Origin of the sequence: Streptomyces sp. TN58 (assembly GCF_001941845.1) — a bacterium.
Taxonomy (GTDB): domain Bacteria; phylum Actinomycetota; class Actinomycetes; order Streptomycetales; family Streptomycetaceae; genus Streptomyces.
On sequence record NZ_CP018870.1, the window covers coordinates 153,450 to 176,426 of the forward strand.

The window sequence follows — 22,977 nt, forward strand, 5'->3', positions numbered from 1 at the left end:
ACCCGGGCGCGGCGAACCGCATCACCTCCAAGGGGGCGGAGGAGAGACGTCGGCGTCGTCCGCCCGGCCCCCCGCTGTCGACCCGACCTGGAGAGTGCCCGACATGAACCTGCCGTCGCCGCCGGGTCCCCCTGGGCGGGTGTTCCGCGCCCTGTGGGGGTACCCGCGCCGTGCGCCCCTGACCTTCGGCTACGTCTGTCTGCTGCTGGCCACCCATGTCTGGGTCGGCCGCGGGCTGTCCGCGGACCGGGCGGCCGGGGTGCTGGGCTACGTCAGCACCAGTCCGGACAACCTGCGTGATCATCCGCTGGCCGCGCTGGCGGGCAGTGCGCTGTTCTTCGACGGCACGCTCACGGACGTCGCCTCGACCGGGTTCGTGGGCACGTTGATCACGTTGGGGCTGGGGGTGTGCTGCTTCCTGGCCTGGGCGGAGTACCGGTGGGGAGCGCCGCGGGCGATGGCGGTGTTCCTCGGGGGGCATGTCGCGGCCACCCTGCTCACCGCGGTCGTCATCGCCGTCGCGCTGCGGCAGGGCTGGTATCCGCCGGCCGTGCGGCAGGGCCTGGACTTCGGTGTCAGCTACGGGGCGCAGGCGGTGCTGGCGGTCGGCACGCTCGCCCTGCCGCGGTGGGGGCGGCCGCCGTGGGCGGTCTTCGTTCTCGGATGGCCGCTGGGGGGTGCCGAGTGGGTGGCCGGGCCGTTGCCGGACTTCACCACGGTCGGTCATCTCCTGGCGGCGGGCCTGGGCTTCGGGCTGGCGGCCGTCCCGGCTTTCAGGCGCCGGCGGGTCCGCGCCGGGGGCGGTGGGGGCGGTGGGGGCGGTGGGTGTCCTGCTGCGCGCGGCGCCGGGCCGCGGGCGGGCCGTGCCCCGCGGCCGGCGTCGCAGGCGGCGGCTGGGGCGGAGGGGCCCCCGCCGGGTGGGTGAACCGCCGGTGTGTGTACCGCCGTACGAGGCTCCGCGCGGGCTGCGCGCGGTGGTCGGGCCGGGGCGGGGGCGAGGGGGCGTGCCGAGGGGCCGCCGTCCTGGGACGGCGGCCCCGTTCAGCCGGCGGCCGGCGCCTGTCGGCGGGTCCGGCGCGTACTGTGCGCCGGTCCCGCCGGGGCCGGTCCCGCCGTGGCCGGCCGGGAGCGGCGGGCCGTGCGGCGCGGTGGGGTCAGGCGACGGGGGTGTCGGACAGGGGGGTGAAGCCCACGCCGCATGCGGCCGGAAGGTTGGCCGGGGTGAAGGGGGTTCCGGAGGTGGTGGCGCAGACGGCCTGGCGGATCACTCCGTTGCTGGCCAGGAGGGTGATGTAGAGGTGTCCGGGGTCTTCCTCGGTGACCGACACGGCGGTGCCCGACACGCACCGGGGCGCCCCGGCCAGGAGGCCGAGGTTGATCCACACGCCGGGGTTGCGGCTGTCGTTGAGGAAGGCGTGGCCCTTGCGGTCGGTCGCGGCGCGGAAGACGGTCTCGAACAGGCCGCCGGCTCCGGAGTAGTCGACGACGGTGGAGCTCACGTCCCGTGCCACCGAGCACTCCCTCGACGTGTCGCTCTGGGCCTGGGTGTCCTGGGCGGAGGGGTCGTCGTTCGCGAGTGCGGACGGGGCCGCGAGCGCCCCGGCGAGCAGGGCGGCCGCGACCGCGGCGGTACCCCGGGCAGCCCAAGCAAGCTTCCTCATGTGTTTCCTTCCGTGGGTGCGGGCCGGCCGCGTCGACGGGGCGGCGCCCTGGTCGACCGCTCGCACCGCGGGTCGCGTGGGTCTCCCGCCTGTGCCCGGCCGGCTCGCCGAGTGGTGAGGCCGTCGCGCGTCCGCGGCGGCCTCCTTTTCGGGATCGAACATTCCGCGCCCGACCCGCGGACACACGCACAGCCACCATCCGTCACTCTAAGGAATGGGCTTGGGGGTGGGTCCGCCGGGGGCGCCCCCGCCGTGCGCCTTGACGGCGGGGCTGCCCGTGGGGGCGCGCCGCGGGGGTGGGGCCGCTCGTGCGGCGCGCGGCATACGGCCGCCTCCCGGGCGCTGCCGTACCCCCCGGATCCCGGGGGGGGGCGGGGCGGGCCGTGCCCTCGCCGGCCCGCCGGCCGGTGTCAGATGTCGCCGGTCCACACCTCGGGGCCGCCGCCCTCCCAGCGGATCGGGCCGTCCTCGGACAGGTCCACGTCCTCCAGGCCGGCCCGGCGCAGGAGCTCCGACACGTCCCCGGGGGTGTACGCCCGGCCGAGGTCGGCGTCGACGCCGAGCGCGTGCACGGTGACCTTGCGCCCGCCCTGCGGGGACACGGGGTGGATCACGATCTCCGTCTGGTCCGCCATACCTCCACGGTGCGGGCACCCGGCGCATCCGGCATCCGGTGCCCCGCCTGCGTACCGCTCGGCGGGCAAGGGGCCGCGCCGGCCGCGTCCGTACCGTGCGGGTGGACGCGGCCCGGGTGACGGGGGCTCAGGACGGCGGAAGGACGGGGGGTTTGGGGGCGGACGCTGCGGACAGACGCGTGGAGACCGGAAGCGGACCCCCTGCGGTGGTGGGGTCGCTTTCGGAAAGGCGGTCCCGCCGCATGGCGCCCTCCCTCCCCGTCATGCGGCAGGCCCGCCCGCACGACGGGCTGCCGCCCGGGTCCGCCCGGCACCCGGACACCCCGCTGCCCGGCCTCCTCCCCGGCCGGGACCGGGGACGTCCGGTAAACCCCCGGCGCCGGCGCTCAGACCGCCGCCCCCGGGCAGCGGACCCGACGGCAGAGCCGGTCCTCGGGCCGCGCCGCGGCCGCACGGGCGGCACGGGCGGGGGCGGGCGGATCGTCATCTAAGATTCAGGCTGGCCGCGGGGCCGCGGCTCGCCGCCGGCGTGGCGGCCGCGGAGGGGCCGGGCCGGCCGGTCGACGAGAGCGGCCCGCGTCAGGGGGCTTTTCGTTCCGTCGGGGCGGGGATTCGTCTGACGCTGATCATGAACTCCCAGAGGAATCGCGTGCCGTCGGCGCGGGTCTGAGCGGTGTGAGATGCCCAGCCCGCACGCCCACGCACATAGGACCGCCAGGGAGAAGTGAGGGATGGCAGTGATCTGCGTCGGAGGCATGATCGGCATCGGGAAGACGAGCGTGGCCGAGCTGCTCGCCAAGGAGCTGGGCAGCGAGGTCTTCTACGAGAGCGTGGACGACAATCCGATCCTTCCGCTCTTCTACACGGCGAGCCCCGAGGAGATCCAGGCCAGGCGCTACCCCTTCCTGCTCCAGCTCTACTTCCTGCAGACGCGGTTCGCCGCGATCAAGGAGGCCTACAAGCAGGGCGACAACGTCCTGGACCGCTCCATCTACGAGGACTGGTACTTCGCCAAGGTCAACCACGGCCTGGGCCGGATCAGCTCCCTGGAGATGCAGGTCTACGAGGGGCTGCTCGGGGAGATGATGCGCGAGATCGACGGCCTGCCGTACCGCAAGGCGCCCGACCTGATGGTCTACCTCAAGGCGGACTTCGAGACGGTGCTGCACCGGATCGGCCTGCGGGGCCGTGATTTCGAGCAGGACGAGAGCCTCGTGGAGTACTACCGGACGCTGTGGTCCGGCTACGACGACTGGGTGCACAGGCACTACTCGGCCAGCGAGGTCCTCGTCGTCGACATGAACCGCACCGATGTGGTGCACAACCCCGACGACGCGGCCCGCGTGGCGCAGGACGTCAAGAACGCCCTGGCCGCGGTCCGGCGGGGGGCGGCGGCCGGGGTCTGAGACGGCGGGCGGCCCCGGGGCGGCGGCGTGCTTTCTGTTACGGGGCCATGACACCCCAACACTTTTGAACATGCTCAACCATCGCTAGATTCTTGAACATGATCAAAACTGGGTACGGGGCATGGGTGCGCGAGTTCGAGGCCGAGCGGGAGCGGCGGGCCGCGCTGGGCGATCCCGAGTGGGGCCAGGGCGCGCGCCTGTCCCCCGAGATCGTGCGCAGCATCCAGAAGTTTCAGGTCGGGGAGGACGGTGACGGCTCCGCGCTGTGCGGCAAGGCCGATCGCGCGGGGGATCCGCTCTACGGTGAGGCGGTGCGGCTCTTCGTCGCCGAGGAGCAGAACCACGCGCGGATGCTGAAGCTGCTGCTGGCGGCGGCCGGGGCCGCGACCCTGGAGGGGCACTGGAGCGACGCGGCCTTCGTCCGGGTGCGGCGGCTGCTCGGGCTGCGGGTGGAGCTGCTGGTGCTGATGGTCGCCGAGGCGGTGGCGCTGGGGTACTACCGGGCCCTGCGCGACGGGACCGCCGACGCTCTGGTCCGCGAGGTCGCGGGGCGGATCCTGGCGGACGAGGAGCGGCACGTCCCGTTCCACTGCATGCGGCTGCGGGAGGGCCTGGCCGCGCTGCCGCGGCCCGCCCGGCAGGCCGTGACGGCCGGGTGGTGCGGGCTGCTGGCGGGCGCCGCCGCCCTGGTCGCGGTGGACCACGGCCCGGCCCTGCGGGAGCTGGGGGTGGGCCGCGGCGCGTTCGTCGCGCAGACCCTGCGCCGCTCGGGCCGGATGGCCCGTGCGATGGCGGGCGGCCCGGTTCCGGCGCCGGCCGGCGCGGGCGCGCAGGTCTGACCCGGGCCCGGCCGGCGGGGGGCGGGCGGCGGCCCGTGCGGCGGGGGCGGCCGGGGGCGGGGACTTTTCCCCCGTGACGCCGCCCGGCGTGCGGCGGCCGCGCCGTACGGGGCGCCTCGTTCCGTATGGCTGCCCGCGCCGGAATGATGACGTGCCGTCACCCCCCTTTGTGGAAAGGACGTGCGCATGGCCAGGTTGGGCACGGGGCAAGGAGTGCTGCGCCGCAAACCGATCGAGCACATCGAGGAACCGGAAGGGGCCCTCAGCGAGCAGCTCACGCGCACTCTGGGCCTGTGGCAGCTCACCGCGATCGGGGTCGGCGGCATCATCGGCGCCGGGATCTTCACCCTGGCGGGGACGGTCGCCAACGGTGTCGCGGGCCCGGCCGTGCTGGTCTCCTTCCTGATCGCCGGTGTGGCCAGCGCCGCGGCGGCGTTCTCCTACGCGGAGTTCGCCGGGCTGATCCCGAAGGCCGGTTCCGCCTACACCTACGGGTACGCCGTCCTGGGCGAGCTGGTGGGCTGGTTCATCGGGTGGGACCTGCTGCTGGAGTACACCGCCATCGTGGCGGTCGTCGCCATCGGGATCTCGGGCTACTTCAACTTCCTGCTGGTGGAGACGGGCGCGGCGCTGCCGACCTGGATGCTGGGGGCGCCGGGGACCGGTGAGGGCCACCGCTTCGACCTGATCGCCGCCGTCCTGTGCCTGTTCACCGCGTACCTGCTGAATCTGGGGATCAAGAGCGCCGCGCGGTTCGAGACGGTGGTGGTCGTCTTGAAGGTGCTGGTGGTCCTCCTGGTCATCGTCGTGGGCTTCTTCCACATCGACACCTCCAACTACACGCCCTTCTTCCCCTACGGGGTGGGGGGTGCGTTCACCGGTGCGGCGACGGTCTTCTTCGCGGTCTTCGGCTACGACGCGATGAGCACGGCGGCGGAGGAGTCCAAGGACGCCCAGCGCCACATGCCGCGGGCGATCCTGTACTCCCTGGCGATCGCCATGGCCCTGTACGTGCTCGCCTGCCTGGTCCTGACGGGTATGCAGAACTACACGGAGATCGACCCGGAGAGCGGTTTCTCCACCGCGTTCAAGGCGGTCGGGCTGGACGCGCTCGCGAACGTCATCGCGGTCGGGGCGATCATCGGCATCCTCACGGTGATGTTCACGTTCATGCTGGGTGTGACGCGGGTGTGGTTCTCCATGAGCCGCGACGGGCTGCTGCCGCGCTGGTTCGCCAAGACGCATCCGACCCGGCACGTGCCGACCCGGGTGACGTGGATCGTCGGTGTGGCGTCCGCGGCCATCGCCGGCCTCGTCCCGATCGGGGAGGCGGCGGAGCTGACGAACATCGGCATCCTGCTCGCCTTCGCCGTCGTGTGTACGGCGGTCATCGTGCTGCGCTACCGGCGCCCCGACCTGCCGCGTACCTTCCGCACCCCGCTCATGCCGTTCACCCCGGCCATCGGTGTGGTCGCCTCCGTCTGGCTCATCACCTACCTGCGGGTGGAGACGTGGATCCGCTTCGCGCTGTGGTTCCTGCTCGGGCTGGTCATCTACTTCGGCTACTCCTACCGCCACTCCAAGCTGGCCGGCGCCGCCCCGGAGGAGCCGGCGGGCCGGGCGGGGACGGGGAGCTGACGGCGTGGCCCCGCCCGCCGCGGCCGGCGCCGCCGCCCCGGGAGCGGGCGGGGCGCCGGGGGGCGGGCGGGGCGCCAGGGGCGGGGTCAGGCGGCGGCGGGCTCGGGCCGGCGCAGCTGTGCCTGCCCGAAGAGGAGGGCGTAGCCGTCGGGGAGCCGGTTCAGGATCCGGGCGAGGAGGTCGGGTCCGGCGAGGCGGGCGACGACGGCGAGGACGGCTCCGGTGTCCCAGCGGGCGATGGCGGGGGTGGTGCCGGTGCGGGCGGCCAGGTCCTTGACGAAGCCCCAGCCGGTGAGCTGTTCGACGCCGGGGATCTGGGCGGTCAGGGCGAGGGCGGCCTCGACGGGCAGGGCCTGGGCGAGGTCGACGCGTTCGTCTCCGGTGACCTGCCGGCCGAGGGCGGCCAGGACGGCGCGGACGGCTTCCTCGGCGCGTTCGGCGGTGGGGTAGGCGCCTTCGTAGCGCACGCGCTCCAGCATCCGGTCGAACGTCATGGCGGGCGGCGCCTGGTTCGGGCGAGGCTGGTCGTACATGGTGCTGCGGTTGCCTTTCTCTTCGAAGGTCCGGCGTCGGGACGGCGGGAACGGGGCGGGGCGGGCGGTCAGGTGGGCCGGGGGTGGCCGAAGAGGACGTCGTAGCCGACCGGGAGCTGGAGCAGGATCTCGCGGGTGAGGGTGTCGCCGGCCGCGTCGGCGACGGTGGACAGGACCGCGCCGATGTCCCACAGGGCGGTCTTCTCGGTGGCGCCTTCGATCCAGGCCGCGGTCGCGCGGACGAAGCGCTCCGGGGAGAGGGGTTCGGCGGCCTGCAGCGGGTTCAGCAGGATCAGGGCGTAGGTCTCGGGGAGCCTGGCGGCCAGCTCGGCTCGTACGGTGCCCACCAGGTGGGCGCCGAGCAGGGCCAGGACGACGCGGGCCGCGCGTTCGGCTTCGGCCCGGGTGGGGTACTCGCCGCTTTCGCGGACGTGGTCCAAGAACGCGTCCGGACGCATCGGCATCCACATCACCTCCGGGGCAGGGGCAGGGGTGAGGTGCGAGAAGAAGCAGGAGAAGGAGGAGGCGGCGGGGCACGGAGGGCGGAGGGGCGGGGTGCCGGAGGGGGGTCGGTCTCCCCGCCCTCCGCCGCTGCCAGAGGGTGCTCAGCCGGAGATCTGCTTGCGGCCGGACTCGCCGCCGATGGCGATCTTCCGGGGCTTGGCACGCTCGGCGATCGGGATCCGCAGGGTCAGGACACCCGCGTCGTAGTCGGCTTCGATGCGCTCGGTGTCGAGGGTGTCGGCCAGCATCAGCTGGCGGGAGAAGACGCCCAGGGGCCGCTCGGAGAGCTCCATCTGCACGGTGTCGCCCTTGGCTACGGGACGGCGCTCCGCCTTGACGGTCAGCATGTTCCGCTCGACGTCGATGTCGATCGCCTCGGTGCTCACTCCGGGCAGGTCGAAGGCGATCACGTACACGTCGTCCTCGCGGTAGGCGTCCATCGGCATGACGGACGGCTTCGACCAGGTCCCGGACGCTCCCGAGAGCTGCTGGACGATGCGGTCCATCTCGCGGAACGGGTCGGTGCGCATCAACATCGCGAAACACCTCCAGTCGGTTCAGGCAGGAACTGCCAATGCGCTTCAACGTGCTTCCGTTGTAACATGTCATCGAAGCGATGACAAGTAGAATGTCACCTGATGGATGACGCGCCGGTGGTGCGTGTCGGGTCGGGTGACGAGCCTTCGGAGGGCACCGTGAACGAGACTTCTCCCCCCGTCCCACCGGTCCGCGCCCCGGACGCCGCCGCGGCGCTGCAGGCCATCCACCGGGCCGTCGAGGACGCGCACCGCGCCTCCGGCGGCGCGGAGGCGGACACGGCGGACACGGCGGGCGCGGCGGCGGGCGCGGCGGCGGGGGGCGGCGGTCCGGAGCAGGCCCTGGAGGCCCTGCGCAGGCTCCGCGAGGTCCGTGAGCGGATCACCGGCTGGGAGAGCGTCCTGATCGAAACGGCCCGCGGCCAGGGCGTCAGCTGGGCGGAGCTCGCCGGGCCCCTGGGGGTCGCGAGCCGCCAGGCGGCCGAGCGCCGCTACCTGCGGCTGCGTCCCGGCGCCGCCGGGAGCACCGGCGAACAGCGGGTGCAGGCCACCCGTGACGCGCGGGCCGCCGACCGCAGCGTCACCGCCTGGGCCCGCGACAACGCGGCCGACCTGCGCCGCCTGGCGGGCCAGGTCACCTCGCTCACCGGCCTCCCGCCGGGCGCCGAGGGGGCCGTCGGCGAACTCAACCTGGCCCTGGGCGGCGACGACGCCGCCCGCCTGGTGGGCCCGCTGGCCGGCACCCGGCCCCATCTGGGGCCCGGCGACGCCGAACTGGCCGACCGTATCGACGCCATGACCCGCCACGCCGACCGGCTCCGCCGCGACAGCAACGACCAGCGCAACTCCTGAAGCCCGTGTGCGAACGACCCTCGCCCACCGGCCGCGATCCGAGGAGGGATCCCATGGCCGAACACCCCGACCGGGAGACCGGCGCGAAGACCGGTGCAGAGCCCGTCGTCGAGATCGTCGGCCGCGTGGTCGCGGTCCGGCCCGCAGGCGAGATCGACATCGTCACCGCCCCGTTCCTGACCCGCGCCCTGACCCGGGCCCTCGCCCACGTCGACGCCGCGCAGGCCGACCGCATCGTCACCGACTGCAGCCGGGTCACCTTCTGCGACTCCTCCGGACTCAACGCGCTGCTCGCCGCACGGCTGCGGGCGGTCGAGGCCGGCACCGCGATCCACCTGGCGGATCCGGCACCCCAGCTCCAGCGCCTGCTGCAGATGACCGGCGCGGCACCCCTGTTCCCCCGGGAGGACGGACCGCCCGCCCGGCCCGCTTGAGACCCGGCCGGGCGGCTTGGGATCCGGGCGGGCGGCTTGGGATCCGGGCGGGTGGGGGGCCGCACGCATGCGAAAGCGCCCCGGCCGGGGGATCCCGGCCGGGGCGCTTTCGCATGCGTGCGGCGACTACCCTGTGGCGGCTCAGTACCAGTGGTGGGTCTGCCAGAAGTTCCAGGCGCCGACGGGGCTGCCGTAGCGCTCGTTCATGTAGTCCAGGCCCCACTTGATCTGGGTGGCCGGGTTGGTCTTCCAGTCGGCGCCCGCGGAGGCCATCTTCGAGGCCGGCAGGGCCTGGACCAGGCCGTACGCGCCGGAGGAGGCGTTCGTGGCGGTGTGGTTCCAGCCGCTCTCGCGGGAAACGATGTTGTTGAAGGCCGCGAACTGCGCCGGGTCCTTGATCATCTGCTGGGCGATCGCCTTGGCGCTCGTCGGGGCCGCCTGGGCGGGAACCGCGGCGAGCATGGAACCGGCGACACCGAGGGCGACGACGGTGCCCGCGAGGGCCTTCTTGGAGGCGGCGATGCGGCGGATGACGGTGTTGGACACGGAGATACCTTCCACAGGGGACAAGGGCGGTCGCGGCATGCCCGGGGCATGCGTGAGCCACTCACGCGGTGGAGAGGGGTTCGTCAGCGGCGGGTGGGAACCCGTGCCGCCCGGCGACTCATCCAGTTCTACCGACGCCCCGCAGCCCTGGCAACGACCGCCATTACTAGGGGCCTTCGCAGTCAGGCACCCCGGGCCAGGGGGCGGGCGGCAGGGGATCCACGCAGGTGGGAGCCGCACAGAAGGGGCCGATACGAGGCTTTGGCGGTCTACTATCCACCTTCGTGTGTGACGTGGGTCCTATGGGGCGGCTCACCTCCGGGACCCCCGGATCTCACCGAGCGTGACCACTCGTACCCTTCGACAGGCCGGACTCCATGTCCGAATTACACCGGAATGCAAGGAGATAAGCGGTTCGGGGTTCGGGTTCTCCGGCCGCTGCCCTGCGGAGCCGGGGGCCGGGTCAGGGGGTGCGGCGGATACGGATCGGGCCGCGGGCCTTCGCCGGATCGACTCGGCGGCCGCCCTGGGTGATCTCGACCTTCCCTGCGGCGACCAGCCGCCGGGCCGCGCGGCGGGCCGGCTCCATGAGCGCGCGCCAGCCGTCGCCGTCCCCCTCGTACACGGCCCGCGCGGCGTCGGAGGGGCAGATCGTCGCGGTCGGGGCCCTGCGCCGGAGGAGTTCGAGGATGGCCCGCTCCAGCTGCCGGTCCGTCTGCCGGTCCGTCTGCCGGTTGCCGCCCGTCACGGCGCCAGTCTCGCACCGCCCGCCCCCTGCCGCCCCGGCGGACCGCTGCGCAGCGAGTCCAGGCGCAGCCGGCCCTGGGGACGCGGGCGCGGGAGGCGCGGTGGGCGCGGTGGGCGGCGGTAGGGTGCGGCCGTGTCCGAGCTGCAGCGTGACCTGGTGGGGTACGGGGCCGAGCCGCCGCACGCCGCGTGGCCGGGGGGTGCCCGTGTCGCGGTGAGTCTGGTGCTGAACTACGAGGAGGGCGGGGAGCAGAACGTCCTGGAGGGGGATGCGGCGTCGGAGGGGTACCTCCATGAGATCGTCGGTGCGCCGCCCGTGAGGGGCGGGCGGGACCTGAACGCGGAGTCGATGTTCGCCTACGGTGCGCGTGCCGGTTTCTGGCGGATCCACCGCACGCTGGCGGCGTACGGCGCGCCGCTGACCGTCTTCGCCGTGGGGCAGGCGTTGGAGCGCAACCCGCAGGCGGCGCGTGCGATGGGCGCGGCGGGCTGGGAGGTGGCGGGCCACGGCCGGCGGTGGATCGACTACCGGCAGGTGCCCGAGGAGGTGGAGCGGGCCGACATCGCGGAGACGGCGGCGGTGATCGGGCGGCTGGTGGGGCGCCGGCCGGTGGGCTGGTACACCGGGCGGACCAGTGCGAACACGCGGCGCCTGGTGGCCGGGGGCGGTTTCCTCTATGACAGCGACGACTACTCCGACGATCTGCCGTTCTATGCCGAGACGGGTGGGCGCCCGCACCTGGTGGTGCCGTACAGCCTGGACGCGAACGATTTCAAGTTCCTGATCGTCCACGGCTTCACGACCGCCGACGACATGCTCGCCTATCTCGTCGACACCTTCGAGACGCTGTGGGCCGAGGGCGGGGAGCGGCCGCGGATGATGAGTGTGGGCATGCACTGCCGGATCATCGGGCGGCCGGGGCGCATCCGTGCGCTGGACGGCTTCCTGAGACACCTTGAACAGCGGGGCGGGGCGTGGCTGGCGACGCGGGAGGAGATCGCCCGGCACTGGCTGTCGGCGCACCCGCCGGTGCGGTGAGGGGGGTGCGGTGAGGGGTGCGGCGCCGCGCGCCCGCCGGGGATTGCGGGACGGCCCTTAGGATGCCGGGCGGGGCGGGGTCGTAGCGCAGAGGTCGTCGCGCGCGGTCTCCAAAACCGTGAGGACGCCGGTTCGAATCCGGCCGGCTCCGTCCCGCGGACGTGCGGCGGCCCCCGGCCGCACCCCGGGGGCGGGGGTGCGGGCGGGGGCCGGGCCGGTTCACGGGGCGCGGGTGGTTCAGCTTGCGGCCTTGGGGGCGGACGGAGGGGCCGGGTTCGGCTTGGCGGGGACCTTGTCGGGGTTCTCCTTGTCCGCCGGGTTGGTGTTCGGGGCCGGCGCGGGGGCGGGGGCGGGCTTGTCGGGCTTGTGCTCGCAGTAGACCTTGCCCTGGTAGAACTTGCAGCCCGGCATGTTCTCCACGTCGCGGACCTTGTTCTTCTTGCCCTTGCCGTGCTTCTTGCCCTTGTCGTGCTTCTGGTGCTTCTTGCCCTTGTCGTGCTTCTTGTCCTTCTTCTCCCACTTCTCCTTCTTGTGGTCGCTCTCGTGGCCGCTCTTCGCCTGGGCAGCGACCGAGGTCGTACCGGCGGCTGCGGGGGCGGCGAAAGCGCTGGTGGGCACCAGCACGCCTCCTCCGACGATCGCGGCCGAGACGGCGTACATCGCGAAACGCTGCTTCCGGGAGGTGGAACGGAACATGAGGATGACTCCAGGTGAGAGGGGGGAGGGGGAGGATCGGGTCCAGAGAACTTGGGGCGAAATGTCCGTTTCGTTCTCTGGTTAAAAGACTGGCTCCGGGACTTCACGAACCTGTCCGCCGACTGTCACAGGCGCGTGACAGGCCGCGCGCCTCCCCTCCGTCCGGGCCCGCCTCCCCCATCCGGGCCCCCTTCCCGAACCCGTCCGGGCCCCGTCCGCCCGCCCCCGGCATGGCGGGCGGGGCCGCGCCGGGGGGCGCGGCGGATGCTGGGGGGCCGACTCCGAGACCTGTCGAGACCCCGCAGGAGGGGCCCGTGAGCGACCCCCGCCCCCGCGAAGAGCGCAGGCCCGCGGCCCCGGGCGCGGGCGCGGGCGACGACACCCCCGGCCAGGCCGGGGTCATCGGCATCGGGCTCGCCGCGGTCCTGACGTTCGCGCTCGCGCAGGGCTCCTGGCAGTGGTTCGCCACCTACATCGGGGTGACGCTCTTCGCGGTGGTCTTCGCCTTCCAGGTCCGGCCGGCGTGGAGGCCCGGCGTCCGGACGGCGTACATGCGCGCGCTGGTCGCGTACGCGCTGGTCGTCGGCCTGTGCGTGGCGATCGCTGTGGCCCCCGTACTTCAGCGCGGGGACTGGCTGTTCCCCATGCCGGGCACCCGCAGCCGCTGCGGGGAGATCGGCCGGTACGAGGTGCTGCGCACCAGGGCCGCGGTGGCTGGCCTGCCCGGCGGCGGCGCCGTGCCGGCGTCGGTACGGGAGAGCCGGCGGGAGGAGGCCGTCGCCGACTGCCTGGCCTCGACGACGACCCTGTGGCTGCCGCTGTACGGGGCCGGGGCGGCCGTGCTGGTAGGGGCGGGCGCCTGGTACCGCGACCGGAACCGGGCCGGGCGGCGCCCCCGGGCCGGCTCCGGCCCGCGGCAGCCGGCGGACGCGGCAGCCGGACCGGGGCCGGGGCCGGCGTAGCCGTGCCGGCCGGGGGCGGGCCGGGCCGGGCGGGCCGGGTCGGGCGGCCAGTCGGCCAGGGACCGCGAAGTCGCAGGTCCCGCGGGGTGCCCCGGCGCCCGTGCGGGACGCGTGCTCTGCCCAGGTGTGGACCAGCGGGTGGCGTTGCGTGGGGGCCGGTTCAGTGCGGCAGGTCGCCGGGAGCCGGCCGGCGCGGACTAGGTGTTCTGTCCCGGGAGGTTGTGGACGGGTGGTGCAGGTCTCGGCTGAGGCCTCTTGAACGGGTGAGGGCCTTCCGGGTTCGGTGTGGATTGCGACATCTCCACCGAACGATCAGAAGGCCCTCATGCCCCACCGTATGCACCCTTGACCGAGACCGGACGCCTGCGCCTGGCACGGCACCTCGCCGCGTTGTCGGGATCGCCCCCGTACGACCGGTACGCGGGCGACCCTCCGCCTTGCGAGGCACCGCGGGCGGACGACGCCACTTTCGCAACACGCCCCAGGTCCCCCCGGACGCAGGGCTCCACGGGGCCGTCGCCGGCAGGTGGATACGCAGGGTGCGCTGCCGGCTCGCGGCGGGCCGCGTGACGGCGCTCGACGCCGTCACGGTACGCGGCCCACAGCCGGGCCGCCTCCGGCGCGGCCGCACGAGGAGCCCGGCGGCGGCGAGGGTGGAAGTGGTCGGGCGGCAGCAGGCCGTGGCGGTCGTACAGCCGTAGGGGCTTGTGCGCGGGCCGTGCCCGGCGGGCGAACGCGCCGATGCCGAGCAGTGCTTCCCCCCCCCAGGGGCAAGGCCAACCGGGCTACGGCCCCCCGCCGGGCGGGGCGTGGGGGAAGTCGCGGGCGAGGGTACGGACTTGGCCGCCCCGGTCGGGGTCGGCGGCCGGGACGGCGGGGCGTCGAGGCCGGTGGCGCGGCGGGCGGTGGCCGCGAGGGTGCGCAGGCGTCCGGGTGTGAAGTCCCCGCGTACGGGGGGCGCTTGGGCGGTGCGCCGGGGTGGACCCGGCCTCTCCAGGGGCGGTTCACCGGCTACCACGCGAGCTTGCGCGCAGGAGGTCGCCGCGTCCCGCCCCGCCCGGAGTGGTGTGAGACCCGGCCGGAAGCGGGCCCGGGGGTGCGGTGCCTTCTGTCCGGGGGCGTCTGCGCGGTGAGCCTGCGCGGAAGGGGTCCGGCGGCGTGCTTGTCCGGCCGCAGCCGGGCGGCCGTCTGCGCGGCGGCGTCCGGGCGGTGCGCGGGGCGGCGGGTCCGGCCGCGTCGGGGTCTGGGGGTGTCGTCGAAGTGGCGTCGGCCGCCCGTGAGGGCGGGGGTGGCGGGGTCCCGTACGTGCGCTCGCAAGGCGCAGGAGGGAGCCGACGCGGGCGTCGGCGACCGACGACAACGCGGCGAGCGTGCGTGCCGGACCCCCGCCACCCAGACGGGACTTCGACGCCACCCACTGGCGGGCGGTGGCCGGGGCCAGGGCCGGGCCAGGCCCTCGGGCAGCGGGCCGGTGGCCGCGCGGTGCTCCACGTGGTCGGCGGCCGCGGCTAGGGCCTGTATCGAGTTGCCCCGTGGAGCAAGGAGCGGCGTTCGGTGCGTGCCCTCGGCGTGCGGGACGAATGTCCTCGTAGCGGAGCTACCAGGGCATTCGGCTCGTGCGCCGAGGGTGCGTGCCGGGCGTCGCGACGCCGCGGGGCAACTCGATACAGACCCTAGGCGGCGGGTGGCGCTGCCGCCGCGCGCGGTCAGGGTCGGTGGGGTTGCCTTCGGGGGGGCAGGACCGGCGCCGTTGCCCACACCCGGTTCAGGGTCGGCGGGGGTCGCCCCTACCGGGTCAGGGTCGGTGGGGTTGCCTTCGGGGGGTCAGGAGGCGCGGCGGGGGCGGGCGGTGCGGCGCTGCGGGCGGCGGCGGGCGGCCGGGGCCTCCGGGGCGGCCTGCGGTGAGGAGAACCCGCCCGCGACGGGCAGTGGGGCGGCTGTCGGCGCGGTGGCCGGCGCGGGGACCGCGGGCGGGCCCTGGCGGCCCTGGGACTGGGGCTGGGGCTGGGAGCGGCCGAGGATGGCGGTGTGCGGGATGAGCGGGGCGCAGGACTGGCAGATCTCGGCGAGCGTCCAGACCTGTCCCACGGCCGGGTTGTGGACCAGGACCAGGAGGGTGGAGCCGGTGCAGTGGGTGCGGGTCTCGTGGAGCGCGCACTGTGCGGCCCGGCAGGCGCACGAGGTGTCGGGGCGGACGGTGGCCAGCCGTGCGTGGGCCCGGACGTGCTCGGCGGCGAACCGCTTCAGGGCCGCGGTGTCCTTCGAACGGGGCGGCATGCGGCAGGCTTCGGTGCTGCAGGAGACGGAGGCGCTGTGATCGGCGTGGCCGGTGAGCCGGACCGTCCAGGTCCGGCCGGGCACGCGTGATCCGGGCATGAGGGTCAAGTCGGGTCCGATCGTCGTGTTTCAGGTGGGTCGGTCGCGGTCGGTCGCGGTCGTCGCACCGGCGCGACGCGAGGCTGATCGCGTCGGGGTGGACCCGCGGGCTGTCGTCTTCGGGACGGCGTCTCGCGGTTGCGGCGGCGCCGGACCGCGGAGAAACGGACATCGCGCGGCCTCGGACGTGGGGACTTTGTCGCACGCTCCCGCAGGCCGTGTCAATGCCCCGCGCCTGGTCAAACGGGCGGACGGCCGGGTCGGGTCAGCCTGTGGGGCGGGTGAACCGTACCGGGACGCCCGGGGAGTACAGCACGCTGGCCGGGGGGCCGGCGGGGGCGGGCAGGCCGGCCGCAACCGTCAGGTCCTCGTCGCAGCGCAGGAGTTCGGCGTGGTGCAGCGGCCAGCGGGGGTGGCTGTTGGGCAGGTACAGCAGTCGGCCGCGGAAGTCGCTGTGCAGGGCCCAGCGGGCGGTCAGGAAATGTTCCAGGGCGGTCGGCTGTGTGAGGGGTGGCCCGGTCCGTACGGTGAGGGTGCTGTGCGCGCCGCGCGGTCCGGGCCAGTGCCGTCGGCTGGTGTAGGTGAGGGTGGGGCCGTCGCGGCGGACGGACATCCGCGACCACTGGTACGGGAGGCGGAAGACGGTCCGGGCGGCGAGGACGGGGATCAGGCGGGAGGCGTCGAGGGAGCGGAAGACCACGCCGCGGCGGCCGTGGCCGTCGATGGAGTAGAGGCGGACGTTGGTCTCGGGGAAGGAGCCCAGGTAGGGGATGCCGGGGAGGCGGAGCCATCCGACGCGGTGCATGCGGAACGCCACGAGGCCGACGTAGGTGACGCCGTCCAGGGTGTCGGGGGCGGTGCCGGCCGGCAGCAGCGGGGCGACGTCGGCGGGGTCGGCGGGCCAGTGCACGAAGGTCAGGTCGAGCCAGGACTGCGTGAGCAGGGGCCGGTCCACCCCGGGGTGGCGTGGTGCATCGGGCGTTATCGGTTCGGCGGGCGCAGCGGGCCCGGGAGCTGCGGGGCCCAGGCCGGCGGGAGCGGCCGGACTGGGAGCGGCCGGGCCGGGAGCGGCCGGGCCGGGGCCGGGGGGCGGCGGGTGCTGCATCGCGTCAGTATCCCGCAGGCCCCCGCGCCGGGTTGTACGGGCCTGGGCCGGGGTGGTGGGGGTGGCTTGGGCGGGATGCGGTCCCCGTCGCAGCCATGAGGGCCAGGACCGCACCCCGCACCGGGCGCCTACCCGGCGTCGTCCGGCCGACACCGCCGGCGGCGGCGGACATGCGGCAGCACCTCGCGGAGGCTGTCTCCGCGAGGTGCTGCACTCGACCGTGGGTCACCCGGTCACCGGTCATGTGGTGGCCGGTCAGCCCTGGGTTCCACCCTGGGTGCTGCCGGTGCCGCCACCCTGGGTACCGCCCTGGGTGCTGCCGGTGCCACCGCCCTGGGTACCGCCCTGGGTGTTGCCGGAGCCGCCACCCTGGGTACCGCCCTGGGTGTTCCCGGAGCCGCCACCCTGGGTACCGCCCTGGGTGTTCCCGGAGCCGCCACCCTGCGTACCACCCTGGGTGTTCCCGGAGCCGCCACCCTGCGTACCACCCTGGGTGTTCCCGGAGCCGCCACCCTGCGTACCACCCTGGGTGTTCCCGGAGCCGCCACCCTGCGTACCGCCCTGGGTGTTCCCGGTGCCGCCACCCTGCGTACCGCCCTGGGTGTTCCCGTTGCCGCCACCCTGCGTACCGCCCTGGGTGTTGCCGGTGCCGCCACCCTGCGTTCCACCCTGGGTGTTCCCGTTGCCGCCACCCTGCGTTCCACCCTGGGTGTTGCCGTTACCGGCGCCCTGCGTTCCACCCTGGGTGTTGCCGTTACCGGCGCCCTGCGTTCCACCCTGGGTGTTGCCGTTGCCGATCTGGGTGCCGCCGATGGTGTTGTTCGAGCCGCCGATGATCGTGTTGTTGACGATGTTCGTCACGTTGTTGGTCACCTGGTTCACCACGGCGGGGGCCAGTCCGAGCCGCTTGGCTTCCGATGCGGCCGCCTTCCGGCCGATGGCGGCTGCCTGCGTCTTGGACGCTCCGCCGCGCGCTGCCTGCTGGGCCGCGGCCGCGCCACGTGCCGTTGCCGCTGCCATGTCGGTCTTGGTGGAGGCCGCGGTGGATCCTGTGGAGGCGCACTTGACGGTGCCTACGGAGAACGGGCCGGCGCCGGTGATTCCGACGCGGATGTCGCCCTTGGGCCCGGCGGCGACGCGGGCGATGGTCTTCCCGCTGCGCTTGACGTCGTAGGTCTGCTTGAGGGCGAAGCCGTTGCCGTGGATCTCTCCGCCCTTCAGGCTGCACACCGCCGCAGGGGCTGCGGTCGGAAGTGCGGAAGGCTGGGCGACTGCCACCCCCGCCGTGCCGGCGAGGATCGCGGTGACGCAGGAAAGACCGGCAATGTTGGCGACGTGCTTCTTCCTCGACATTTAAAATCTCCCTTGAATAGTCGACCTGGGATTTCCGAGATCTGTGCGAGCCGGGGATTCGACTTGCCTGGTGTCTCAGTTCCTTTTGGATGGCCGAGCGGTTTATCTGTCTCCAGATTGCCGTTTCCGGGCGCGGGCAGAAAGCGACGGAGATTCGGGGCTTGACAGATTCACGTTGGGATGGGCGGGGGTGTCGTGCCTGGTGGGGGCGGGTGGCTCGCCGGGCATGGGCTTGCGTCTACGGCCGCCATGGCCGCCTGGTCGCCGCCGCGGCGCGGAATGGAGCCGTTGCGCCCGGCGGGGGTGGGTCGGGGCGGCAGCGGCAGCGGCAGCGGCAGAGGCAGAGGGGGCATGCGGCAGCACCTCGCAGAGAGGACTCTGCGAGGTGCTGCGCTTTTCGGTTGGCCTGGTCAGCCCTGGGTTCCACCCTGGGTGTTGCCGGAGCCGCCACCCTGGGTACCGCCCTGGGTGTTGCCGGAGCCGCCACCCTGCGTACCGCCCTGGGTGTTCCCAGAGCCGCCACCCTGCGTACCGCCCTGGGTGTTCCCAGAGCCGCCACCCTGCGTACCACCCTGGGTGTTCCCAGAGCCGCCACCCTGCGTACCACCCTGGGTGTTCCCAGAGCCGCCACCCTGCGTACCACCCTGGGTGTTCCCAGAGCCGCCACCCTGCGTACCACCCTGGGTGTTCCCAGAGCCGCCACCCTGCGTACCACCCTGGGTGTTACCCGAGCCGCCACCCTGCGTACCACCCTGGGTGTTACCCGAGCCGCCACCCTGCGTACCACCCTGGGTGTTACCCGAGCCGCCACCCTGCGTACCACCCTGGGTGTTACCCGAGCCGCCACCCTGCGTACCACCCTGGGTGTTACCCGAGCCGCCACCCTGCGTACCACCCTGGGTGTTACCCGAGCCGCCACCCTGCGTACCACCCTGGGTGTTACCCGAGCCGCCACCCTGCGTACCACCCTGGGTGTTACCCGAGCCGCCACCCTGCGTACCACCCTGGGTGTTCCCGGACCCGCCACCCTGCGTACCGCCCTGGGTGTTGCCGCCGTGCTTGTTGCGCTTCTTCTTCTTGTGGTTGTCTTCGTGCTTCTTGTGGTCGTGCTTCTTCTTGTGGTCGTGCTGGTTGTGGCTGACGACGCTCTCTACCGACGTGGTGGGGGCCGCCATGGCGGAAGACGTGGGGATGAGGACCCCGCCGGCGATCGCGGCGGCCGCGACGGCGGTGGCGAGGCGGAAGCCCCGGCGCTTGGGGCGGGGGGTCTCGGACGTCTCGAACTTTCGGTTCATGGTTTTCTCCTGATCGAATGGGACCCTGAACGGGTTCGGTGAATTCGGGGCCTTTGTGATGTGGGGATTGTTTCCACCGCGTCTGCGGCCTCGTTTCCTTGCCGGTGAGGCGCATAACCAGTAAGCCTGTCCGCGGCGGTGGCGGTCACGTTCCGCGAATTCGGGGCTTGACGTTTTCGCGGCTGCGGGTTAGCCGGAAATCCGGGGGTCGGGGCCGCCGGTCGGTGGTGGCGCGAAAACGATCGTGGGGGCCGGTGCGGGCAGGGGTGATCCTTATGCTGACGGCATGCTCGACATACCTCTTTCAGCGTTGGAAGTCGCGATGGTGCAGACGGGTACCCGCGCCGTGGACACCCTGCGGGACACCGCCGCCTTCGCACAGGGAATGGAACGGCTGGGCTACCGCCGCCTGTGGTACGCGGAGCACCACCACTCCCCCGCGATCGGTGCGTTCCCGCCGGTCGTGCTGACGGCGCATGCCGCCGCCTCGACCTCGGTGATCCGCCTGGGGTCGGGTGGGGTGCTGGCTCCCAACCACGCGCCCCTGACGGTGGCGGAGCAGTTCGGGACGCTGGCCGCGCTGCACGAGGACCGTATCGATCTGGGTATCGGCCGCGGTCCGGGGACGTTCGACGAGGCCATCGCGCGGGCGCTGCGGCGCGGGGCCGGGCCGGCGACGGATGCGGAGTACCGCCGGGACGTGGCCGCTGTCCTGTCGTTCTTGGTGGAGGAGGTCGCGCTCGGTCCGCTGCCGGAGCCGTGGCTGCTGGTCTCCAGTGCCGCGGGGGCCGCTCTGGCCGCGGCGCTGGGCCTGCCGGTCGCGGTCGCGCACCACATCCGGCCGGACAACACCCTTGCCGTGGTGGAGGGTTACCGGGCGGCGTTCACCGCGTCCCGCTGGTGCGAGCGGCCCCGGGTGATGCTGTGCGTGGAGACGGTGTGCGCGCCGACGCGGGAGGAGGCCGTGTGGCGGGCGGGTCCGATGAACGTGGTCAAGGCCGGTCTGCTGAAGGGGCTGAGCCAGGTGCCGTTCCCCACGCCCGCGCAGGCGGCCGCCCATCCCTTCACCGGGCAGGAGCGGCAGGCGCTGGACGGTTTCCGTGCGCAGCAGGCGGTCGGGGCGCCGGAGGCGGTGGTGGAGCGGCTGGCGCGGCTGGCCGGGGAGACCGGGGCGCAGGAGCTGATGCTGGCCACGCCCGTCTACGACCTGGGTGCGCGTATCGCTTCCTATGAGCTGGTGAGGAAGTACTGGGGGGCGGCGGGGTCGTCGTAGGTGCCGGTTTTCTCGCATTTTCTCGCACGCGGGAATCGTGTGCGCAGGGGTGTGCGAAGGGGTGGCGGGGGCGGCTGTTACAGGGCGTTGAACCCGTTCGGCGCAGGGGCGGGGGTGGTGGGTCGGGTGCGGGGTGCGGGGGTGGGGAGGGCTGCCGTGCAGGCCTCCCGCCGGGTGGGGGCGGACCGCTGTGTGCGGGGTGTCAATCGGGGTTTGACGGTTGCCCGCTACAAGGGAGGGTTACGGACATATCCGGATTGGGAAACAGGGGGTGGGCGGTCGGTGCCGGGGCGTGGCGCAGGGCCAGAGTGTGGCTCCTCGGCCAGACGCCGGGAACCGTTTCGGGCCTGGCCGGCGCGCACGTTGTGGTGTGGGCGCCGGTGTGGGCCGTCCGTTGAAGTCCGTTGAAGTCGAAGGGGTTTTCTTCTCCATGTCTGCTTCTCGCGCCACCCGCCGCACCCTCGCCGCTCTCCTGGCCGCCGGGACCCTGCTCGGGGCCGCCGCCCTGCCCGCCGCGGCCGACGACCACCGCCGCGGCGGCCACCGCGGACCCCACTCCTCCCTCTCCATCGGCGACGTCCGGTACGAAAGCGGCCCCCGCCACGACCGCTCCAACCGCGCCCTGAACCGCGAATGGGTCGAGATCAGGAACACCGGCCGCCACAGCGTCAACCTCCGCGGCTTCACCCTCACCGACCAGCAGGGCAACCGCTACCGCTTCCCCGACTTCCGCCTCGACGGCCGCTCCGCCGTCAAGGTCCACACCGGCCAGGGCCGCGACACCCGCCACGACCTCTACCAGGACCGCAACCGCCAGATCTGGAACGACCGCGACACCGCCACCCTCCGCGACCAGCGCGGCAACGTCATCGACACCGAGTCCTGGGGCCGCCGCGGACACCACCGCGGCTGACCCCGCTCCGGCGGTCGCCCGGACGGGTGGGTGAGCGCCGGATGAGGAAGGGTGCGGCGTGTCATGGCGGGGGCCGTGGCGCGCCGCACCCGTGCGTGCGGGCGCACCCGTGCGGGCGGCGGGGGTGGGGTGGGCGTCGAGGGGTGTGGTGGGCGCGTGCATTCGGGTGGCGGGGGGCCGTGTCGGGGTGGGGGTGTGGGGTCCGGTTGGCGATGCTGGGCCGGGCGCGGCATCGGGCGGCGTCCTGCCCCATCCCCCGGTGAGAAGGAGTACGGCATGGCGACGGACGCGGTCGGGCGTTTCCTGGCGGCGCTGGAGCCGCATCGGCGGGATGCCGTGGCGGCCAGGCCGCGTCAGGAGCAGGAGCGGCTGGCGGCCGCGTGGGAGGAGGAGCTGGGCTCCGACGACGAGCTCGACACCCTCGATGAGCTCTCTCCGCCCGCGGCGGAGGCCGAGGCGGCCCGCCGGGTGATGGATCGCGAGTCCTGAAGGCCGGGCCGCCGGCAGCGGGTTAGGCGGTGTCCGGTGGATCAGGGGCGGTCAGCCCGCGTCGTCTGGTGCCGTGGATGGCAAGGCGGAGGAGGAAGTCGAGGCGGAGCGTCGGCGACCGTCGACAACGCGGCAAGGCGCGGTGCCAGACGACGCGGGCCCGGCCCTGATCCGCCGGACACCCCATAAAGGGTGGCCGGTGGCTGGGGGACCGGGGAAGAATGCGTGGGGTGCGTGATCGTCTGGAAGTGTCCCCGGGTCTGCGGCTGCGGCGTTGGTCGCCGGCTGATGCGGGGGCGGTGCTGGCGGCGTTCGCCGAGCCGGTGATGGCACGGCAGGCCGCTGAGCCGGGTGTGACGCCGGCGGCGGCGCGGCGCTGGCTGGAGGCCCGGGCGGAGCAGTGGGACGCGGGGTCGGGGTACGCGTTCGCGGTCGTCGACGCTGCGGACGTGGTGCTGGGGCATGTGGCGGTCGGCTCCGTCGAGCGGCGTCACGGCACCGGCTGGGTCTCGTACTGGACGACCGCGGCGGCCCGCGGGCGGGGTGTCGCCTCGGGTGGCTGCCGTGCGGTGGCGGCCTGGGCGTTCGAGGACGCCGGGCTGTTCCGGCTGGAGCTGGGCCACCGGGTCGACAACCCGGCTTCGTGCCGGGTGGCCCGCGCGGCGGGGTTCGCGGTCGAGGGGCTCCAGCGGCGCAGGCTCCGCTATGACGGTGTCCGCTACGACGTCGAGTTGCACGCCCGGCTGGCGACCGACCCCGCACCGGCCACCCGGCCGGGCGGTTGAAGGGCCGGAAGGGTGAAGGGCCGGGGGTGTGTGCCGGCTGTTCGGCATGCGTTCGGCATGCGGCGGCCGGTGTGGAGGGGCCCGGCCGGCCCTGCGCCGGACAGCCGTGGCGGGCGCCGACGGCCTCTGCCGGCGGCTGCGCGGCGGCCGGACGCGGGCGGGCGGGCGCGTGGGCGTCGTCTGCCGGGCGGTGAACGCCCGTGTCCACCGACACCGACACCGACAAGAGCACCGCCCCGGCTTGGCCGCGCCCCGTGTCGCGGGCTGTCGACTGCCCTGCCCCCTGCCTGTTCCGGGGGTTCGTGCCGCGTGCTTGATGCGCTGTTCTGCCCGTGGTTTTCGTGCCCGCCGGCTGCCCGC

24 protein-coding genes and 1 tRNA gene are annotated in these 22,977 nt (G+C 73.9%); 13 read left to right on the top strand and 12 right to left on the bottom strand.

The window, feature by feature from the left end:
• Positions 1-103: 103 nt before the first annotated feature.
• Entirely contained in the window at positions 104-925 is an 822-nt protein-coding gene (locus BSL84_RS00765; RefSeq protein ID WP_159393492.1) for a rhomboid-like protein, read from the top strand.
• A 229-nt stretch (positions 926-1,154) separates the two neighbouring features.
• Here the strand turns inward: BSL84_RS00765 and BSL84_RS00770 are convergent, their stop codons facing one another.
• Both BSL84_RS00770 and BSL84_RS00775 read right to left on the bottom strand, forming a co-directional pair.
• The gene (locus BSL84_RS00770; RefSeq protein ID WP_030034426.1) at positions 1,155-1,661 is read right to left on the bottom strand and encodes a hypothetical protein; all 507 of its coding nucleotides are present in this window, start codon (positions 1,659-1,661) and stop codon (positions 1,155-1,157) included.
• 410 nt (positions 1,662-2,071) lie between these two features.
• On the bottom strand, positions 2,072-2,296 hold the full coding sequence (locus BSL84_RS00775) for a hypothetical protein (protein WP_045324216.1): 225 nt from the start codon (positions 2,294-2,296) through the stop codon (positions 2,072-2,074).
• A 731-nt stretch (positions 2,297-3,027) separates the two neighbouring features.
• Here BSL84_RS00775 and BSL84_RS00780 point away from each other — a divergent pair.
• From BSL84_RS00780 to BSL84_RS00790, 3 genes are all read left to right on the top strand, one after another.
• Positions 3,028-3,702 (top strand): deoxynucleoside kinase, encoded by a 675-nt coding sequence (locus BSL84_RS00780; protein ID WP_030033220.1) that lies wholly within the window; start codon positions 3,028-3,030, stop codon positions 3,700-3,702.
• Positions 3,703-3,800: 98 nt separating this feature from the next.
• Entirely contained in the window at positions 3,801-4,541 is a 741-nt protein-coding gene (locus tag BSL84_RS00785) for a ferritin-like domain-containing protein (RefSeq protein ID WP_075969556.1), read from the top strand.
• A 186-nt stretch (positions 4,542-4,727) separates the two neighbouring features.
• Complete coding sequence (locus BSL84_RS00790; protein ID WP_075969557.1) at positions 4,728-6,179, top strand: amino acid permease; 1,452 nt, start codon at positions 4,728-4,730, stop codon at positions 6,177-6,179.
• An 86-nt stretch (positions 6,180-6,265) separates the two neighbouring features.
• On the opposite strand, the gene BSL84_RS00795 is transcribed toward BSL84_RS00790, so the two are convergent.
• The 3 genes from BSL84_RS00795 to BSL84_RS00805 all read right to left on the bottom strand — a co-directional run bounded on the left by BSL84_RS00795 (position 6,266) and on the right by BSL84_RS00805 (position 7,752).
• Positions 6,266-6,712 (bottom strand): DUF2267 domain-containing protein, encoded by a 447-nt coding sequence (locus tag BSL84_RS00795; RefSeq protein WP_030032943.1) that lies wholly within the window; start codon positions 6,710-6,712, stop codon positions 6,266-6,268.
• A 68-nt stretch (positions 6,713-6,780) separates the two neighbouring features.
• On the bottom strand, positions 6,781-7,176 hold the full coding sequence (locus BSL84_RS00800) for a DUF2267 domain-containing protein (protein ID WP_030032941.1): 396 nt from the start codon (positions 7,174-7,176) through the stop codon (positions 6,781-6,783).
• Positions 7,177-7,317: 141 nt separating this feature from the next.
• On the bottom strand, positions 7,318-7,752 hold the full coding sequence (locus tag BSL84_RS00805) for an Hsp20/alpha crystallin family protein (protein ID WP_030032938.1): 435 nt from the start codon (positions 7,750-7,752) through the stop codon (positions 7,318-7,320).
• A gap of 159 nt (positions 7,753-7,911) precedes the next feature.
• On the opposite strand from BSL84_RS00805, the gene BSL84_RS00810 reads away from it, so the two are divergent.
• Positions 7,912-8,604, top strand: coding sequence for an HSP18 transcriptional regulator (locus BSL84_RS00810; RefSeq protein ID WP_075971917.1), 693 nt, complete (start codon positions 7,912-7,914; stop codon positions 8,602-8,604).
• 53 nt (positions 8,605-8,657) lie between these two features.
• Positions 8,658-9,038, top strand: a complete 381-nt coding sequence (locus tag BSL84_RS00815) for an STAS domain-containing protein (RefSeq protein ID WP_051873430.1) — start codon at positions 8,658-8,660, stop codon at positions 9,036-9,038.
• 141 nt (positions 9,039-9,179) lie between these two features.
• On the opposite strand, the gene BSL84_RS00820 is transcribed toward BSL84_RS00815, so the two are convergent.
• Together BSL84_RS00820 and BSL84_RS00825 are read right to left on the bottom strand one after the other, a co-directional pair.
• On the bottom strand, positions 9,180-9,623 hold the full coding sequence (locus tag BSL84_RS00820) for a transglycosylase SLT domain-containing protein (protein ID WP_045324329.1): 444 nt from the start codon (positions 9,621-9,623) through the stop codon (positions 9,180-9,182).
• A gap of 424 nt (positions 9,624-10,047) precedes the next feature.
• Positions 10,048-10,332, bottom strand: coding sequence for a DUF3253 domain-containing protein (locus BSL84_RS00825; protein ID WP_030032619.1), 285 nt, complete (start codon positions 10,330-10,332; stop codon positions 10,048-10,050).
• Between the two features lie 132 nt (positions 10,333-10,464).
• Between BSL84_RS00825 and puuE the strand changes: the two genes are divergently transcribed.
• Together puuE and BSL84_RS00835 are read left to right on the top strand one after the other, a co-directional pair.
• Positions 10,465-11,370, top strand: coding sequence for an allantoinase PuuE (gene puuE, locus BSL84_RS00830; RefSeq protein WP_030033937.1), 906 nt, complete (start codon positions 10,465-10,467; stop codon positions 11,368-11,370).
• Between the two features lie 76 nt (positions 11,371-11,446).
• Positions 11,447-11,521: transfer RNA gene (locus BSL84_RS00835), tRNA-Trp, on the top strand.
• An 86-nt stretch (positions 11,522-11,607) separates the two neighbouring features.
• Here the strand turns inward: BSL84_RS00835 and BSL84_RS00840 are convergent.
• Positions 11,608-12,066: a hypothetical protein gene (locus tag BSL84_RS00840; RefSeq protein ID WP_030033448.1), complete on the bottom strand. Its 459-nt coding sequence runs from the start codon at positions 12,064-12,066 to the stop codon at positions 11,608-11,610.
• A gap of 314 nt (positions 12,067-12,380) precedes the next feature.
• On the opposite strand from BSL84_RS00840, the gene BSL84_RS00845 reads away from it, so the two are divergent.
• Positions 12,381-13,028 carry a hypothetical protein gene (locus tag BSL84_RS00845; RefSeq protein WP_075969558.1) on the top strand — a complete coding sequence of 216 codons (648 nt, stop codon included), beginning with the start codon at positions 12,381-12,383 and terminating at the stop codon, positions 13,026-13,028.
• A gap of 1,824 nt (positions 13,029-14,852) precedes the next feature.
• Here the strand turns inward: BSL84_RS00845 and BSL84_RS00850 are convergent.
• The 4 genes from BSL84_RS00850 to BSL84_RS35925 form a co-directional block, all read right to left on the bottom strand.
• Positions 14,853-15,404, bottom strand: coding sequence for a hypothetical protein (locus tag BSL84_RS00850; RefSeq protein ID WP_045324430.1), 552 nt, complete (start codon positions 15,402-15,404; stop codon positions 14,853-14,855).
• 265 nt (positions 15,405-15,669) lie between these two features.
• Positions 15,670-16,359: a YqjF family protein gene (locus BSL84_RS00855; RefSeq protein ID WP_234363598.1), complete on the bottom strand. Its 690-nt coding sequence runs from the start codon at positions 16,357-16,359 to the stop codon at positions 15,670-15,672.
• Positions 16,360-16,764: 405 nt separating this feature from the next.
• Positions 16,765-17,862, bottom strand: a complete 1,098-nt coding sequence (locus BSL84_RS00860; RefSeq protein ID WP_075969559.1) for a hypothetical protein — start codon at positions 17,860-17,862, stop codon at positions 16,765-16,767.
• Between the two features lie 410 nt (positions 17,863-18,272).
• A complete protein-coding gene (locus BSL84_RS35925; RefSeq protein WP_159393493.1) occupies positions 18,273-19,157 on the bottom strand; it encodes a hypothetical protein in 885 nt (294 codons plus the stop codon).
• A gap of 286 nt (positions 19,158-19,443) precedes the next feature.
• On the opposite strand from BSL84_RS35925, the gene BSL84_RS00870 reads away from it, so the two are divergent.
• The 4 genes from BSL84_RS00870 (at position 19,444) to BSL84_RS00885 (ending at position 22,617) form a co-directional block, all read left to right on the top strand.
• Complete coding sequence (locus BSL84_RS00870) at positions 19,444-20,430, top strand: MsnO8 family LLM class oxidoreductase (RefSeq protein ID WP_037665107.1); 987 nt, start codon at positions 19,444-19,446, stop codon at positions 20,428-20,430.
• Between the two features lie 430 nt (positions 20,431-20,860).
• Positions 20,861-21,343, top strand: a complete 483-nt coding sequence (locus BSL84_RS00875; protein WP_030031414.1) for a lamin tail domain-containing protein — start codon at positions 20,861-20,863, stop codon at positions 21,341-21,343.
• A gap of 276 nt (positions 21,344-21,619) precedes the next feature.
• On the top strand, positions 21,620-21,832 hold the full coding sequence (locus BSL84_RS00880; protein ID WP_030031413.1) for a hypothetical protein: 213 nt from the start codon (positions 21,620-21,622) through the stop codon (positions 21,830-21,832).
• Between the two features lie 221 nt (positions 21,833-22,053).
• Entirely contained in the window at positions 22,054-22,617 is a 564-nt protein-coding gene (locus BSL84_RS00885) for a GNAT family N-acetyltransferase (RefSeq protein ID WP_075969561.1), read from the top strand.
• Positions 22,618-22,977: the final 360 nt, after the last annotated feature.